The organism is Acinetobacter sp. 24-47-47 (genome assembly GCF_057737035.1).
Genome location: NZ_CM173216.1, coordinates 3,026,094 through 3,043,212, shown reverse-complemented (window position 1 = coordinate 3,043,212; position 17,119 = coordinate 3,026,094). Strand labels below are relative to the sequence as shown.

Annotated in this window: 9 protein-coding genes, 2 tRNA genes and 3 rRNA genes; 6 read left to right on the top strand and 8 right to left on the bottom strand. The window is 40.6% G+C overall.

Features of this window, described 5'->3' with window-relative positions:
- Positions 1–251 precede the first annotated feature (251 nt).
- Positions 252–1,532 (top strand): lytic murein transglycosylase, encoded by a 1,281-nt coding sequence (locus AC1M9E_RS14345; protein ID WP_481608228.1) that lies wholly within the window; start codon positions 252–254, stop codon positions 1,530–1,532.
- 58 nt (positions 1,533–1,590) lie between these two features.
- Here the strand turns inward: AC1M9E_RS14345 and AC1M9E_RS14340 are convergent, their stop codons facing one another.
- Both AC1M9E_RS14340 and AC1M9E_RS14335 read right to left on the bottom strand, forming a co-directional pair.
- Positions 1,591–1,965, bottom strand: coding sequence for a hypothetical protein (locus AC1M9E_RS14340; RefSeq protein WP_035270344.1), 375 nt, complete (start codon positions 1,963–1,965; stop codon positions 1,591–1,593).
- A 100-nt stretch (positions 1,966–2,065) separates the two neighbouring features.
- Positions 2,066–2,983, bottom strand: a complete 918-nt coding sequence (locus AC1M9E_RS14335) for a matrixin family metalloprotease (RefSeq protein WP_488224869.1) — start codon at positions 2,981–2,983, stop codon at positions 2,066–2,068.
- 524 nt (positions 2,984–3,507) lie between these two features.
- On the opposite strand from AC1M9E_RS14335, the gene AC1M9E_RS14330 reads away from it, so the two are divergent.
- The 5 genes from AC1M9E_RS14330 (at position 3,508) to rrf (ending at position 8,880) form a co-directional block, all read left to right on the top strand.
- A 16S ribosomal RNA gene (locus AC1M9E_RS14330) occupies positions 3,508–5,045 on the top strand.
- 61 nt (positions 5,046–5,106) lie between these two features.
- Positions 5,107–5,183, top strand: a tRNA-Ile gene (locus AC1M9E_RS14325).
- Positions 5,184–5,238: 55 nt separating this feature from the next.
- A tRNA-Ala gene (locus AC1M9E_RS14320) sits at positions 5,239–5,314 on the top strand.
- A gap of 379 nt (positions 5,315–5,693) precedes the next feature.
- Positions 5,694–8,585 (top strand): 23S ribosomal RNA (locus tag AC1M9E_RS14315).
- A gap of 180 nt (positions 8,586–8,765) precedes the next feature.
- A 5S ribosomal RNA gene (gene rrf / locus AC1M9E_RS14310) occupies positions 8,766–8,880 on the top strand.
- Together the 16S, 23S and 5S rRNA genes with 2 tRNA genes alongside form the textbook arrangement of a ribosomal RNA operon.
- Before the next feature lie 214 nt (positions 8,881–9,094).
- Here rrf and AC1M9E_RS14305 read toward each other — a convergent pair.
- Genes AC1M9E_RS14305 through tssH form a run of 6 tightly spaced genes read right to left on the bottom strand, consistent with a single transcriptional unit; the run spans position 9,095 to position 16,729 of the window.
- Positions 9,095–10,072 carry a M15 family metallopeptidase gene (locus AC1M9E_RS14305; RefSeq protein ID WP_180029098.1) on the bottom strand — a complete coding sequence of 326 codons (978 nt, stop codon included), beginning with the start codon at positions 10,070–10,072 and terminating at the stop codon, positions 9,095–9,097.
- The gene (locus AC1M9E_RS14300; RefSeq protein WP_488224868.1) at positions 10,069–10,686 is read right to left on the bottom strand and encodes a hypothetical protein; all 618 of its coding nucleotides are present in this window, start codon (positions 10,684–10,686) and stop codon (positions 10,069–10,071) included. Before AC1M9E_RS14300 ends, AC1M9E_RS14305 begins: the two co-directional genes overlap by 4 nt.
- A 12-nt stretch (positions 10,687–10,698) precedes the next feature.
- A complete protein-coding gene (gene icmH / locus AC1M9E_RS14295; protein ID WP_488224867.1) occupies positions 10,699–11,502 on the bottom strand; it encodes a type IVB secretion system protein IcmH/DotU in 804 nt (267 codons plus the stop codon).
- 19 nt (positions 11,503–11,521) lie between these two features.
- Positions 11,522–12,886: a type VI secretion system baseplate subunit TssK gene (gene tssK / locus AC1M9E_RS14290; RefSeq protein ID WP_481594548.1), complete on the bottom strand. Its 1,365-nt coding sequence runs from the start codon at positions 12,884–12,886 to the stop codon at positions 11,522–11,524.
- Positions 12,887–12,891: 5 nt separating this feature from the next.
- On the bottom strand, positions 12,892–14,010 hold the full coding sequence (gene tssA / locus AC1M9E_RS14285; RefSeq protein WP_488224866.1) for a type VI secretion system protein TssA: 1,119 nt from the start codon (positions 14,008–14,010) through the stop codon (positions 12,892–12,894).
- A 22-nt stretch (positions 14,011–14,032) separates the two neighbouring features.
- Entirely contained in the window at positions 14,033–16,729 is a 2,697-nt protein-coding gene (gene tssH, locus AC1M9E_RS14280) for a type VI secretion system ATPase TssH (protein ID WP_488225218.1), read from the bottom strand.
- Positions 16,730–17,119 lie beyond the last annotated feature (390 nt).

Here is a 17,119-nt window from a genome sequence, read left to right as displayed (position 1 = left end):
AGGTTGATTTGTAGTATTGGATGACTGTGGATAAGTTTTTTGAATTTAAATGTTGTGTGGCGGTTTAAATTTAAATTCAATAACAAATAAATTTGAAACTAGGTTGTGGATAAGTTTTTAAATTTAAATTTTCAAAATAAATTTAAAAAAGTAGAAAGTATGAATTTAAATTTACGATTCGATGCTTTAATTTTTAGAGTGAGCTGTTAAGGTAAAGACATAATTCCAACATTTTAGAATTACAGGGTCTTATGCAACGGCTTGCACTCACGATAGGTTCATTTTTTTTAGCGATATCTCAAACTCATGCTGAGTTGATTATTAATGGTCAGTCTGTGACAGCCTCGCCATCCATGACGCCAACTGTGTCATCCGCTCCTAATTTTCAGCAATGCATCTCGAATTTAAAATCACAAGCGATCACTAGAGGGGTTAGTTCGGCGACGTATGATCGTTACACGCAGAATTTAACTCCTGACTATTCTGTGATTGAACGTTTAAATTATCAGCCTGAATTTTCGACGCCAATTTGGGATTATTTGTCAGGTTTAGTTGATGATGAACGTGTTCAATTGGGGCAACAGAAACTTCGACAGCATCGAGAAACACTTGACCGTGTAAGTGTGGCTTATGGCATTCCAGCTGAAATGGTGGTTGCAGTTTGGGGAGTTGAGAGTAACTATGGTGATATTTCTGGACGCTATCCATTACTTCAAGCTTTGGGAACTTTAAGCTGTGAGGGGCGCCGTCAATCGTATTTTAGAGGTGAATTTTTTACCACCATGAAACTTTTACAGCGTGGTGATGTTTGGGAAGAACAATTGAGAGGATCGTGGGCAGGGGCTTTTGGTCATACTCAGTTTATGCCTTCAACCTATGATGAGCTTGCTGTAGATTTTGATGGTGATGGGCGACGTGATCTAGTCTCGAGTATTCCAGATGCTTTGGCTTCAACAGCAAATTTTTTGAAGAAAAGAGGATGGCAAACTGGTCAACCTTGGGGATTTGAAGTGCAGATTCCTGCAGGAATGTCAGTTGTAGGTGAGGGGCGACGTAATAAGAAAGCATTGTCTTATTGGGTCAATCAAGGATTGAATAGAGTGGATGGCTCCCCTTTAATTCAGGGTAATCTTTCTGCATCTTCTCAAGCTGGGTTGCTTGCGCCTGCTGGCAGTGCTGGGCCGGTCTTTCTAGTATTTAAAAATTTTGATGCTATATATAGTTATAACGCAGCAGAAAGTTATGCGTTGGCAATCGCACATTTATCAGATCGATTGCAAGGAAAAGCTAAAATTGCAAAAGCTTGGCCGACTGATGATCCTGGTACATCAAGAGCAGAACGCCGAGAAATTCAACGCTATTTAATCCGGCGCGGTTACGATATTGGTGCGATTGATGGTTTAATTGGGGATAAAACTCGACAGGCAATTCGTCAAGAGCAAACCCGATTGGGCTTAAATCCTACAGGTCGAGCGGGACAGCAGATATTGAGTGCATTTAGAAATGAGCAGGCTCAGCTGATGATGCAATAAATAGGTTCTCGGATTAAAAAAGGTCAACATAGGTTGACCTTTTTTTGTGATGATGTTTCTAAATAATAGAGCGATCGATTTTAACAGCATCGAGTAAGTCAAAAATGACTAAGGTTACATCTTGACTTAATTCTCGATCATTAAAAATTTCATAAGCTGTAATGGTGACATCTGTATCGCTTGGAAGTTGGCGTTGTTCTTCTTCAATTAAATCTTGAATAGGTAATAATGTTTGCTTAATTTGAATATGTAAGACGTCTTCGAATTTAATGTTCTCATCATCCAGTTCGATGAGTTGTTTATTGAAATATGGCAGTAAAATTGAGTAGAGATAAGGTTGAAGCTCGACAATATCAAATATTTCAATATCACGAGTTTCCTCGATCGTGCTGATATGATCATTTACCTCAAGAATAATATGATAATAACTCACGTCTCTCTCCTCTGATTAATTTTAAAATACCTTAACACGAATTCAAAACTATTCAATTAAATCCGTAATTTAATTATGGGATTGAGCTGTGGTGCTGATTTTATCGACTTTTTAGCAGTTCGAGGTCGGCAGCAGTCAATTTAAAATTGGAGAAATTCTGCTTTTCTAGAATTGGATACATTAAGGCATTAGGGTCGTTAGTATGCTGGAGACCTAATGCATGACCTAATTCGTGAGCTAATGTGATTCGAAGTTCATCTATAGATTGAAATTCATAAATATTGATTTCACGACCATTAAACTCGCCTTTATGGAACATTTTGGCTTGAAAAACTTGGTTAAATTCATCAATGGCTTTACGTTGTTGGTGTTGGGATTGATTGAATTTTTCAACTTTATCGTTGAGTTCTGTTCGTAAGATGTTAAATCGTTCAATATTGCTTTCAATCTCAAGCTTTTGTTGTGTGAGTCGTGTCTTAGAGGTATTGATCTGCTGAAATTGTGAATCTGTAATAGATGTGTTTAAGCCATTAATATGGTGGACAAAATTATTATGTTGATCTAGATCACTACTATAGTTATGTTGCTGCTGTTCAATTTGCTGTTTTAAAAATTCAAGTTGTTGTGATTCTTGCTCTAGCTGTAATCTCATTTGGTCGGCTAATGATTTGCTATTTTCAAATTGCTTTAGCGTATGCTTTCTATAATCGGATTCATTTTGACGTTCATCAAAAATGAGATTAATTGTAAGACGAGCATTGGGGTCGTAAACGAAATACTTTTGTTGAGTTTGATTTTCCCAGATATTCGCTGCCTCTTGAGTTATTTGGCGTAATGCCTCTGTATCAAGTTGAAATCTTGGGTCAATAAACCCAATACGATATCTTAGGCGTTGATCAATGGGGTGTTGAAGCCGATCTAAAGTTGAATTGTGATTTAATTGAGGATGAATAAAACGTTGTACAGCAAAATATGCAACGCATAAAAAGGAAAAGATCAGAATAATGGAGCGCATCATGCGAGCAATTCAACTTAATTTTTATTCAATGTAGCCTAAAAAAACATTTTGGAAAATAAAACATCAAAATATATGAGCTCCAGTGTGTATAAAAATGAAAATTATTCGTAAAATTTAAATGAATGATGAAAATAAATATGAATAATGATTAAAAAACGAGTGAAAATTCATGTTTTTCATCTTTTTAGTCGAAAAAAGCAACACCCGTTGAAAATAAGTGAAATAAGGGGTTGCAAGGGAAGAAAAAATCTATAGAATGCACCCCATACCGACGAGATACACGGAAACGAGCGAAGCAGGTTGCTGAGTTGTTAAGTGTTTCGAGTCCAGCTTCTAGCATTGACGAGATGTTAGAAAGATCATTAAGAGATTATGAAGAACAACTTGTGTGGATTTTTACTGGTTGATTGATCGATATATATTATCATTAATAATTGGTAGAAATTTCTCGAAGTTTATTTGAGCAAATTTTTTGTCAGTAATTGATGAGCCAAGATTGGTACCCTTTAGGTACTATTGATTTTAAACTGAAGAGTTTGATCATGGCTCAGATTGAACGCTGGCGGCAGGCTTAACACATGCAAGTCGAGCGGGGGAAGGTAGCTTGCTACTGGACCTAGCGGCGGACGGGTGAGTAATGCTTAGGAATCTGCCTATTAGTGGGGGACAACATCTCGAAAGGGATGCTAATACCGCATACGTCCTACGGGAGAAAGCAGGGGACCTTCGGGCCTTGCGCTAATAGATGAGCCTAAGTCGGATTAGCTAGTTGGTGGGGTAAAGGCCTACCAAGGCGACGATCTGTAGCGGGTCTGAGAGGATGATCCGCCACACTGGGACTGAGACACGGCCCAGACTCCTACGGGAGGCAGCAGTGGGGAATATTGGACAATGGGCGGAAGCCTGATCCAGCCATGCCGCGTGTGTGAAGAAGGCCTTTTGGTTGTAAAGCACTTTAAGCGAGGAGGAGGCTACTAAGATTAATACTCTTGGATAGTGGACGTTACTCGCAGAATAAGCACCGGCTAACTCTGTGCCAGCAGCCGCGGTAATACAGAGGGTGCGAGCGTTAATCGGATTTACTGGGCGTAAAGCGTGCGTAGGCGGCTTTTTAAGTCGGATGTGAAATCCCCGAGCTTAACTTGGGAATTGCATTCGATACTGGGAAGCTAGAGTATGGGAGAGGATGGTAGAATTCCAGGTGTAGCGGTGAAATGCGTAGAGATCTGGAGGAATACCGATGGCGAAGGCAGCCATCTGGCCTAATACTGACGCTGAGGTACGAAAGCATGGGGAGCAAACAGGATTAGATACCCTGGTAGTCCATGCCGTAAACGATGTCTACTAGCCGTTGGGGCCTTTGAGGCTTTAGTGGCGCAGCTAACGCGATAAGTAGACCGCCTGGGGAGTACGGTCGCAAGACTAAAACTCAAATGAATTGACGGGGGCCCGCACAAGCGGTGGAGCATGTGGTTTAATTCGATGCAACGCGAAGAACCTTACCTGGTCTTGACATAGTAAGAACTTTCCAGAGATGGATTGGTGCCTTCGGGAACTTACATACAGGTGCTGCATGGCTGTCGTCAGCTCGTGTCGTGAGATGTTGGGTTAAGTCCCGCAACGAGCGCAACCCTTTTCCTTATTTGCCAGCGGGTTAAGCCGGGAACTTTAAGGATACTGCCAGTGACAAACTGGAGGAAGGCGGGGACGACGTCAAGTCATCATGGCCCTTACGACCAGGGCTACACACGTGCTACAATGGTCGGTACAAAGGGTTGCTACCTAGCGATAGGATGCTAATCTCAAAAAGCCGATCGTAGTCCGGATTGGAGTCTGCAACTCGACTCCATGAAGTCGGAATCGCTAGTAATCGCGGATCAGAATGCCGCGGTGAATACGTTCCCGGGCCTTGTACACACCGCCCGTCACACCATGGGAGTTTGTTGCACCAGAAGTAGGTAGTCTAACCGTAAGGAGGACGCTTACCACGGTGTGGCCGATGACTGGGGTGAAGTCGTAACAAGGTAGCCGTAGGGGAACCTGCGGCTGGATCACCTCCTTAACGAAAGATTGACGATTGGTAAGAATCCACAACAAGTTGTTCTTCATGACGATGTATCTGAGGGTCTGTAGCTCAGTTGGTTAGAGCACACGCTTGATAAGCGTGGGGTCACAAGTTCAAGTCTTGTCAGACCCACCACTACTGACGAAGCAATTCATACAGAAGAAAGATACATTGATCTAAATGATAAGCTGGGGACTTAGCTTAGTTGGTAGAGCGCCTGCTTTGCACGCAGGAGGTCAGGAGTTCGACTCTCCTAGTCTCCACCACGTATTCATTCGAATACGTAGTAAGCAAACGAGTTGATAGCTTATAGAGCTTAGTAATAAAGCTGTGTATACTGCACGCCTTGATTATTAAGCTCTGTGATTTATCACAGTTGACTGCGATCTGACGAAGACGTAGTGAATCATTAACAGCATATATTTGAGTTGAAATAATTTGTTCATACTCATAGAAAGAGCGGAAACGAGATAACGTAAGTTATTGAGTTGAAGTGATTGAAATGAGAACTAGCGAAATTAACTGAATCAAGCGTTTTGGTATATGAATTTGAATTGAAGCTGTACAGTGTTTAGATACACAGTACTTCAAACTGTAATGTTGAACGATCTACTTGTAGGATCGAACGACTGTTTGGGGTTGTATAGTCAAGTAATTAAGTGCATGTGGTGGATGCCTTGGCAGTCAGAGGCGATGAAAGACGTGATAGCCTGCGAAAAGCTCCGGGGAGGCGGCAAATATCCTGTGATCCGGAGATATCTGAATGGGGGAACCCACCTATCATAAGATAGGTATTGCAACATGAATACATAGTGTTGCAAGGCAAACGCGGGGAAGTGAAACATCTCAGTACCCGTAGGAAAAGAAATCAATTGAGATTCCCTCAGTAGCGGCGAGCGAAAGGGGAAAAGCCCATTAAGTTATGTAAGCTTTAGTGGAATGCTCTGGGAAGTGCAACCATAGTAGGTGATAGTCCTGTACACGAAAGGGCTTACATGATGATGTCGAGTAGGGCGGGGCACGTGAAACCTTGTCTGAATATGGGGGGACCATCCTCCAAGGCTAAATACTCCTGACTGACCGATAGTGAACCAGTACCGTGAGGGAAAGGCGAAAAGAACCCCTGTGAGGGGAGTGAAATAGATCCTGAAACCGCATGCATACAAGCAGTGGGAGCATCTTCGTGATGTGACTGCGTACCTTTTGTATAATGGGTCAGCGACTTACATTCAGTAGCAAGGTTAACCGAATAGGGGAGCCGTAGAGAAATCGAGTCTTAATAGGGCGTTTAGTTGCTGGGTGTAGACCCGAAACCAGGCGATCTATCCATGAGCAGGTTGAAGGTGAGGTAACACTTACTGGAGGACCGAACCCACTGTCGTTGAAAAGCCAGGGGATGACTTGTGGATAGGGGTGAAAGGCTAATCAAGCCTGGTGATAGCTGGTTCTCCCCGAAAGCTATTTAGGTAGCGCCTCGGACGAATACCATTGGGGGTAGAGCACTGTTTCGGCTAGGGGGTCATCCCGACTTACCAAACCGATGCAAACTCCGAATACCAATGAGTACTATCCGGGAGACAGACTGCGGGTGCTAACGTCCGTAGTCAAGAGGAAAACAATCCAGACCGCCAGCTAAGGTCCCTAAATCATAGTTAAGTGGGAAACGATGTGGGAAGGCATAGACAGCTAGGAGGTTGGCTTAGAAGCAGCCACCCTTTAAAGAAAGCGTAATAGCTCACTAGTCGAGTCGGCCTGCGCGGAAGATGTAACGGGGCTAAAACTATGTACCGAAGCTGCGGATTTGCAATTTATTGCAAGTGGTAGGGGAGCGTTCTGTAAGCCGATGAAGGTGGATTGAGAAGTCTGCTGGAGGTATCAGAAGTGCGAATGCTGACGTGAGTAACGATAAAACGGGTGAAAAACCCGTTCGCTGAAAGACCAAGGGTTCCAGTCCAACGTTAATCGGGGCTGGGTGAGTCGACCCCTAAGGCGAGGCCGAGAGGCGTAGTCGATGGGAAATTGGTTAATATTCCAATACTTCTGTGTAATGCGATGAGAGGACGGAGAAGGTTAAGTCAGCCTGGCGTTGGTTGTCCAGGTGGAAGATTGTAGGCATGTATCTTAGGCAAATCCGGGGTACTCTATGCTGAGAATCGATAGCAAGCTAGTTTACTAGCGAAGTGGCTGATACCATACTTCCAGGAAAAGTCTCTAAGCTTCAGTTACACAGGAATCGTACCCGAAACCGACACAGGTGGTCAGGTCGAGTAGACCAAAGCGCTTGAGAGAACTCTGCTGAAGGAACTAGGCAAAATGGTACCGTAACTTCGGGAGAAGGTACGCTGCCGGCGGTGATAGGACTTGCTCCTTGAGCTACTGGCAGCCTCAGAAACCAGGCCGCTGCAACTGTTTATTAAAAACATAGCACTCTGCAAACACGAAAGTGGACGTATAGGGTGTGATGCCTGCCCGGTGCTGGAAGGTTAATTGATGGGGTTAGCGTAAGCGAAGCTCTTGATCGAAGCCCCAGTAAACGGCGGCCGTAACTATAACGGTCCTAAGGTAGCGAAATTCCTTGTCGGGTAAGTTCCGACCTGCACGAATGGCATAATGATGGCGGCGCTGTCTCCAGCAGAGGCTCAGTGAAATCGAATTCGCCGTGAAGATGCGGTGTACCCGCGGCTAGACGGAAAGACCCCGTGAACCTTTACTGCAGCTTGACATTGAACTTTGATCTTACTTGTGTAGGATAGGTGGGAGGCTTTGAAGTAGAAACGCCAGTTTCTATGGAGCCGTCCTTGAAATACCACCCTGGTAATATTGAGGTTCTAACTCTGCTCCATTATCTGGAGCGAGGACCATGTCTGGTGGGTAGTTTGACTGGGGCGGTCTCCTCCTAAAGAGTAACGGAGGAGTACGAAGGTGCGCTCAGCGTGGTCGGAAATCACGCGTAGAGTATAAAGGCAAAAGCGCGCTTAACTGCGAGACCCACAAGTCGAGCAGGTACGAAAGTAGGTCTTAGTGATCCGGTGGTTCTGTATGGAAGGGCCATCGCTCAACGGATAAAAGGTACTCTGGGGATAACAGGCTGATACCGCCCAAGAGTTCATATCGACGGCGGTGTTTGGCACCTCGATGTCGGCTCATCTCATCCTGGGGCTGAAGCAGGTCCCAAGGGTATGGCTGTTCGCCATTTAAAGAGGTACGCGAGCTGGGTTTAGAACGTCGTGAGACAGTTCGGTCCCTATCTACCGTGGGCGTTGGAAATTTGAGAGGATCTGCTCCTAGTACGAGAGGACCAGAGTGGACGAACCTCTGGTGTACCGGTTGTGACGCCAGTCGCATCGCCGGGTAGCTATGTTCGGAAGGGATAACCGCTGAAAGCATCTAAGCGGGAAGCCTACCTCAAGATTAGATTTCCCAAGGACTTTATGTCCTCTAAAGAGCCGTTGAAGACTACAACGTTGATAGGTTGGATGTGGAAGTACGGTGACGTATGAAGCTGACCAATACTAATTACTCGTGAGGCTTGACTATACAACACCCAAACAGTTGGTGTTGTGGTTCAAATCATGACAAATAACTTGATTTAGTTAGATAAAACGCTAAACTGCACAAACTAAAGCAACTCAAATAGCTGTTAATAACTTCTTTGACCAAGCAAAGGCACGCAAACAATATATGCGAATAAGACCCAAGCAAAGTCACAACAGTTGTGCTGGCGACAATAGCAAGAGTGAACCACCTGATCCCTTCCCGAACTCAGAAGTGAAACCTCTTAGCGCTGATGGTAGTGTGGGGTTACCCATGTGAGAGTAAGTCATCGCCAGCTCATTATTCTAAACACCCCCTTCAATACAAGGGGGTGTTTTTTTATGTGAAAAGAAAAAAATAAACAAATAAAATTAAGGGAAATGCATGGGTACGGGAAAATTAACTTCTAAATCGATGTCTTCACATAGTTAATTACAAGCGCAAAATATATCAATAAATACAAAAATGCCTGTATCGTTAACAGGCATTTTGAAAAGAGAATCAACGGATTATTACTGTTCTATATTGCTTGCCATTAAATTACCTTGTTCAGCTTCTCGCATGAAACGATCATGAGTTTCCTTGCTACGAACCAAGCCAGGCATTCGATATTCTGTATGACCGTAGTCATGAATTTTTGTCCAACGTCCTCCCCAAACTAAACCGACAGACTCAGCAACTTGACCATATAACTGATAGCCACGCATAGCCCAAGGATCACGTTCAGAAATAACGACTTTACCATCTCGCTTGAATGCGACATCAGCTGCCAAACCAAATTGGTGATAGCTACGGTATGCAGTCGCTAAAGTGGTTGCTTTATTCCGAGATAGGCTATTTTGTCGTGCAGGACTACGATAACCCTCTAGTAATACTAATTCATAGCCATGTTGTTCCTTCATAATTTTGAAGACCATAAGTAATCGTTGTTTATAGCGTGGATGCATCTTGTCCCACTTACGATTTACCATTGAAGTATCGAGATGACCATGAGAAAACTCTGAATTTTCTACATTAGGAATAGTTGTAGATGAAACAGAACCGCCAGTTTGAGCTTGATATTGTTGCTCAAGACGTACAGCTTCAACGATTGCTGCATCGACGAGACTTTCTTCAACCTCTGGTGGAGGGGAAAGAATTTCCCCATTTAATAAGTTATAAATTTGAGGATCAGCTTTCTTTAAATAGTTCGCTTCTATTTTTGTAGGATCAACGGGTTTTGTAAAAGCAAAAAGCATAATACTGCTAAGTAAGAAAAAACCAGCAATGAGTATCCACCATTGCTGTAAGTGCCAATGCGTTTGAATTTGGTCTGCTGAAGCAGCATGATTCATTTCATGTGCAAATTTACGTGCGTTTAAAAGCTTTTTTTTACCTTGTGGTAATAAGCTTTGTGCAAAATCTATTACTTTTTGTCTTATCTCATAAGACATCAGTAAAGTCAGCGCGATGATTAATATCACAAAACTGACAATGATAAAAAAAATCACGGTGCAGGTTCTTTAGCAGTTCGTGTGACTGAAATTTCTACACTTGCTACAGGAATATCAATATTTTCATCAGTGTCAGCTTTACTTTCAGCAACTTTATTTGCATTGGCTGTCGTAGGCTTAGACTCAGGCTTTTTTATGGTTTTCGGTAATGCTTCAGTTGTGGTCTTTTTTAATGGTTCTGCTTTAGGTGGAACTTGGGAAGTTTTGTTACTTAAAGGTTGTGCTTGATTAAAAGTTGATTCGAAGGGATTTTTACTTGAAGTCACTGGTTGAGTTGCTTGAGCAGAGTTTGTTTGCTGATGTTTGAAAATATTATTAAGCTCATTTAGCTTGGGTTGAGCTTGGTGATATTCATCAGGTTCAGATTGCTCGTTTTGATCAGCTTGGGTGATTCCCGAATCAATATTGGACCATTTATCATTTGAGTGTGTTGAATCTGTATCTGCTGCGTTAATTGGTTGGAAGCTTGGTTGATTTAAATAGGTATAAAAAGCTAAAGATGTGGCAGAGATACCAATTGCTACACCAATGATCCCGCTTACTAGAGGCGAAATTTTTTTATTTTTTTTAGTAGGTGTAAGGACTCTAATATTTTTCTTTTCTTGGCTCATATTGAATATCTTTTATGGTAAATGAATCGTTATGTGGGCCTGTTCAGCAGGTGCACTAATGACATTATTATATTGAGTCATGGCTTTGGTCTCTTGTTGACTGAGCATATAGCGAAGTCCAGAAAATGCCAATAATGCAAAGAGGAGTAAAAATAATAGAATCCAAGCGAATGGAAGTTCTTTATGAATAATGTTTTTAATTTGATCAGGCAATGCAGCGAAAGGTGAAAAGAGGGCTTTTTTACCTTTTAAATAATCTATTTCATCGCCTACGCGTGCAACCAAATGATTTAAGCTTTCAATTGATTCAATACGGTATTTACCTTGAAAACCTAACAGTAAACAGTAGTGAAAAACTTCTAAAGCTGCTAAGCGATCTTTTCCACGAGTTCTAATTTTTTCTAATAAGTCAAAAAATTGATAACCTGCAAGTTGAGATCCAAATAAAGTTAACTGAAGAGGACTAATCAACCACGAATTTTGTAAATGGAAATAACTAGGGTTCTGTTGTGTGACAATCGTTTCATCAAGTAATGCACAAAATGCATATTTGGCATCATGGATATCCTCGGCTGAAAACTGCAACTTCTTCGCTTGTAATTCGAAACGTTGTAGTTGATCCATGATTTTTTGGCGAAATTCATCGACATTGTCAGGAACGTATTGGTTACGAATTAAAAAAACGATGTAGAAACCGTCATGCATTAAATCAACCAAATTAGAAGACGGCGTCAATTTATTCTGTTGCTGTGGTGTAGAGCCTGCTCCAATCTGACCGTCATCGAACAGTGAAGGTGCTCCATTAGGCATATTCATATTTTTCTCTTCTCAATCTCTAGCCATTCATCACTGCGATGAGTTCAATACTGATATCTTGGAATCCAGCAGGTACATAAATACAGATGGTTTCAGACTCCAACATGCGTTGATAGAGTTCATGATGAGGTTCAATTTCAAAATAACTCACACCAGAGCGGACTGGAATCGCAGTAGGTACTTGCATCAAATGGTGAATCGGAATAGCAGGCAATGCAGAGACGACACGTTGCTCAACATCGACTGTTGTGCCCACTTTAAAACGTAGTGGGACAATTTGTACAAGTTCGTGTGTCTGCATCATTGAACTAGACACAGCAATATACAGACGAGATTCGCGAGTGATCTTATCTGACTCTAAGCTACCAACCCAATACGAAGGACGTATTTCTTTAAGACTGATATTGAAGTATCGACTTGAAATGATTGTGTCGAGTAACTCTCTTAAAATGACATCTAACTGCGCAAAGCTATCTTGTAAATTATGATGTTGATATTGAGGTAAATGTTCAACTTCATAGGCTGTTGAGAATGTCAGTAATGAGCCAGTCAATCTGAGTAATTCAAAAAATAAGCGTTCAGGGTGAATTTGGGGATGAGTCAATAAATGGCTGAGAGTTGCATGAGCAGTATTCAATGCATTCACTAGCCAAAATGAAACAATGTCACCTGATCTAAATTCAATTAATTTTTGTTCGTTTTCGCGATTGTTGGTTTGAATAGTTTTGATTTTTGCTTTAATGACATTCAAGGTACGTTTTAAATTAGCAACCAATGACTCACATGAAGCAATATGCAAAATTGGTGGAATAAATTTTGTATCAAGTTCAAAGCTTCCTGAACTATGACGCTTAATTTTTCCTATCGGCAAATATAAAAAACCATCCAGTTCATGAGGAGTATCATTCTGAGATTCCAGTAATTTCAGCTCAGCACGACGACGAATGTAAGTAATTTCAGCAGGTGTGGCATCTGTGAACAAATCATGAGTTTCATTCAGATACGAATGATATCGACTTGGTTGTGTCGAAGCCTCATGGGCGATATTACGCTTGTTTGGTTGAACGATAGGAAGCGCAAGAAAAATGGTCATTTCACCACGGAAATTGAGCTCATCGAGCAGTACGGGCTGAGGTAAAAGATCTCGCGAAGGAGCAGCGTAAATTTCACCATCTTGCCAAATCATTTCAATGTGCTCAATTGCTAGCACATGGGTCGTTAATTGAGATTCATCAAATTTGAGCTGTTGTACCCCATATGCGAATGGAATGGTGGCGCGAATAGTTTGATTTAAACGCTGTTCATGATAACTGTCTTGAATTTGAAAGTGCTGCGGTCTTAAAAATAGACCTTCACCCCACAGTACTTTTTCTGCTTTAAACATTGAGATTACCATTCATTAGATTCATTGCTATTTTTTACACCCAAGAGTTCATGGACTGATTCCAATGGGTTGTTATCGTTTTTAATGACTTGTGCGAGCCATTCATGAAGCGGCATTTGGCTCCATTTAATGGTTTTTTGAAGCATATAACTCACAGGACTATGTGGTTCATTTGCTTGAAAATAATCCGCAATATCTTTAAGCACCCGCATTGCTTGTTCACGATTTTGTAGATGACTTTGTGGTTGAGGTTGAAATGACTGCTGAGTTACTGATGCTTGTATATTTGCTGTTGGAGCAGAATTTATATTTGAATTGTTTTCTTGGAATTGTAGGCCTTGATTCATGTCAGGAGTATCCTCAGACATTAAAAATGCATCTGCTTTATAAATTTTTTTCAGTGTTTTATGTATGTCTTCCAACTGAGAATCAGTATTTGCGAAACTTGGAGCATCTAATTGCATCAGTTGATCAAGTACTTGCTTGAGGGTATCCCAGTGCGTCAAAATTTCTAAAAAGAACTGATAATTGTTGTATTGGAAACTTTTTGAGGTATTAAATAAGCTTTGTTCGAATTGCTCGAGTTCTGGATGATTCTGAGAAGATCCATAATCATCAGCATTTTTTAATCTTACATTTTGTTGATGCAGTAATTTTTCATAATCATAGATTGAATAGAAAGGAGCTGAATTGATGAGTGGAACACGTTTAATCAAAGCAGGTAACTGAGAAGTCAAACCTTGCAATAAACCTAGACGTTGATCTAAATCATCATCTTCAATTTCAGGATGTATATCTTTCCAATAATTGGATAACATACGATGCGAAAGCTCAAGGCTACGAGCGACTCCTTCATAACCGTAGAGTTGACTCCAAGCCTCGCTTAACCAAGTCAATAAACGAATATCTTTACTTTTTTGAGTCAGAACATCGATACATTTTGCCGAAACAAATGACCAATCTGCTTGTTTAGGTTCAGCTACCCAATCCCCCATATCTAAGAGCGGATCATCTTGGGTTTTCGCTTTCTTGATCTCATGAAATTCATTCGAAAAAGATAGATCTTCGCCACAGATTACTTGATCTGAGATTGGTTGAAGTAGCTGTTCTATATCAATGTTCATATTAATTTATATACTCAAATACTTATGCTTCAACAATTTTCTTTTTGGTGGCTTTACGCTTTTTCGGTGCTGTTGTTGGATCTAATCGATACTCAATCAGGTCATCTTTGCTATCAATTTGAATTAACTTAGGGACTTTGTTATCCGCCAAGGCGATCAATATTTGTGTTGCTAGTTCAGGTAAAACTGAAGAGTTTAGAATATTGTCTACATTACGTGCGCCACTATCGACTTCTGTACAGCGACTTAAGAGGAGTTCCACCAAATCATCGGTGTATTCAACACGTGTTTGATATTGTTTGAAAATACGATCAGTAATTTTGCCTAACTTATGATGAATAATACGCACAAGTAGATCATCATGGAGTGGGAAGTAAGGCACGATACGCATACGTCCCAAGAAGGCAGGTTTAAACTGTTTATATAAACTTGGTTTTAAATGTTCAATTAAGTCTTCTGCCGTAGGCCATTCTTCTACAGGTTTAGTCAAACAGGCCTGCATAATTGCGCTTGAGCCAGTGTTAGAGGTCAATAAAATTGTGGTATTTTTAAAATCGATAACACGTCCTTCACCATCTTCAAGTGTGCCTTTGTCAAAGACTTGGTAAAATAACTCTTGAACATCTGAATGTGCTTTTTCAATTTCATCTAACAAAACAACGCTATACGGATTGCGTCTAACAGCTTCAGTGAGGACACCACCTTGACCATATCCTACATAGCCTGGAGGCGCACCTTTCAATGAGGAAACAGTATGAGCCTCTTGATACTCAGACATGTTAATCGTGATGAGATGAGATTCCCCACCATACAGCTCATTGGCTAAAGCTAAAGCCGTTTCTGTTTTCCCCACACCACTTGGTCCAACCAACATAAATACCCCTTGAGGCTTGTTTGGATCTTCAAGTTTTGCTTTAGAGGTTTTGATTCCTTGAACAAGTTGATGCAGGGCATAGTCTTGACCCATGACGCGTTGTTCCAGTTTTTCTTCTAAACTTAGAATTTGCTTAATTTCGTCATTGACCATTTTTCCTACAGGAATACCAGTCCAGTCTGAAATAATCTCATTAATGATTTGAGCATTAACACGTTCAAATACCAGAGGTTGTTCACCTTGTAATATTTTTAAATCGGATCTAAGTTGCTGAATCTGATTTTTAAAATCATTAATGTGTTCTTCATGTTTTAATTCAGAATTTTTTTGCTCAAGTGTTTTGATTTTTTGAACAATTTCTAGTTCTTGTTTCCACTTTTCAGTTGTGGCATTTAACTCATTTTCTATTTCAGTGATCGTATTTTTAAGATTGGAGAGGCGTTCGTCATGCTGTGGGAACTGATTATTCTCTTGTTCCAAAATATCTAATTCAAGCAATAAATTATGATGTTGAGCATGTAGCTGATCTAACTTTACCGGCTGAGCATTCTGAGTTAATGCCACACGAGCGGCAGCAGTATCTAAAACACTCACTGCTTTATCTGGGAGTTGTCGACCAGCAATATATCGATGTGAAGAATGAACAGCAGTCACAATGGCTTCGTCATCGATTTGAAGATTAAAGTGTTTAGCCATGACAGGAATCATGGCGCGAAGCATATCAATCGCAACTTCTTCAGTCGGTTCTTCAACTTTGACGACTTGGAAACGACGACTGAGCGCCGCATCTTTTTCAAAATATTGCTTATATTCAGCCCATGTAGTTGCAGCAATTGTTCTTAACTCGCCACGTGCTAAGGCTGGTTTAAGGAGATTCGCCGCATCATTTTGACCAGCTTGACCGCCTGCACCAATCAGTGTGTGTGCTTCATCAATGAAGATGATGATAGGATGAGCGGAACTTTGAACCTCTTGGATGACTTGTTTTAAGCGATTTTCAAACTCACCTTTTACACTTGCACCTGCTTGTAATAGACCCATATCAAGAACATGGATATGTACATTTTTTAATGCATCAGGCACTTGGTTGTTGGCAATCTTCAGCGCTAAACCTTCAACGACAGCAGTTTTACCTACGCCTGGCTCACCTGTTAAAATAGGATTATTTTGACGACGACGCATCAGAATATCCAACATAAGGCGAATTTCAAACTCACGTCCAATGACAGGATCAATCCCACCGTTAAGCGCTTTTTGAGTCAAGTTAATGGTGTATTGATCTAGTGCAGGTGTTTTTGCATGAGATTCTGAACTTTGAATCGTATCCTGACCCTGAACATCATTTTGATGATCAGCTTGAGGGAGATGCTCTTCAATGCTAACTTTACAAATTTCTATAAATTTGTGTTTCATCGTATCAATCGGGAACAGATCGAATAAACTCGATGCACGAAGCGCGATTTGATATAAATCTCCTGCAGTCAATAACGCAACTAATAAGTGCCCGCTACGGATGACTGGGGTTTGATCTGCGGAAGCAATAAGCCAAGCTTGTTCTAGCAGACGTACAATCGATTGAGCAAAAATAGGTGTACGCGTATTGCCTTTGGGCAAGTGCGAAATCGTTTCTTGTAAATCATCGATCAGTGCATTTTTAGAAATTTTATAGTGATCGAGCAAAATAGAGAGATCATTTTTTACGTTTTGATTTAATAATTCGAAGAGTAGATGTTCAATTTCGATTTCGTAATTTTGTTGATTAATACAATAATTTGCAGACTTTTCTAGTGCTGTTCTTGTCGTAGGAGATAGTTTTGTAATCAAAATTTTCAAGTTATTCATCAGAATTCTCTGTGTTCAAATTATTTATAGTTACTTAAAATAAACCTACATAACGTCTATTTTTAAGATTTTTAACGACTAAATATTTAATAAACAATAATTTTTAGTATGAAAAAATTCACCCATATTTTTTATTCTACCTAAATAAAGGTGATAAAAAAACTATCCTATAGTGTGAATCGTTTACAGAACTATATAATTTTGTAACTTAAAAAACTTAATTGTTTCTTTATTATAATGGTCATAATGTTGACTAAGTTTGCATTTATAAGTTTAAATTTTAATTAAATCTAATATATATAGAAGACATTGCTCTAAACATTGAGTGTGTTAAAAAATGATTTAATGAATCATATAGTTAATGTAAATTTTATAATAAATGAGGGTGTATTT

What these genes read in the sequence shown, in the direction of transcription:
- AC1M9E_RS14345 (WP_481608228.1), top strand. Translation starts at nt 252, where the DNA reads ATGCAACGGCTTGCACTCACGATAGGTTCATTTTTTTTAGCGATATCT.
- AC1M9E_RS14335 (WP_488224869.1), bottom strand. Translation starts at nt 2,983, where the DNA reads ATGATGCGCTCCATTATTCTGATCTTTTCCTTTTTATGCGTTGCATAT.
- AC1M9E_RS14300 (WP_488224868.1), bottom strand. Translation starts at nt 10,686, where the DNA reads ATGAGCCAAGAAAAGAAAAATATTAGAGTCCTTACACCTACTAAAAAA.
- icmH (WP_488224867.1), bottom strand. Translation starts at nt 11,502, where the DNA reads ATGAATATGCCTAATGGAGCACCTTCACTGTTCGATGACGGTCAGATT.
- tssK (WP_481594548.1), bottom strand. Translation starts at nt 12,886, where the DNA reads ATGTTTAAAGCAGAAAAAGTACTGTGGGGTGAAGGTCTATTTTTAAGA.
- tssA (WP_488224866.1), bottom strand. Translation starts at nt 14,010, where the DNA reads ATGAACATTGATATAGAACAGCTACTTCAACCAATCTCAGATCAAGTA.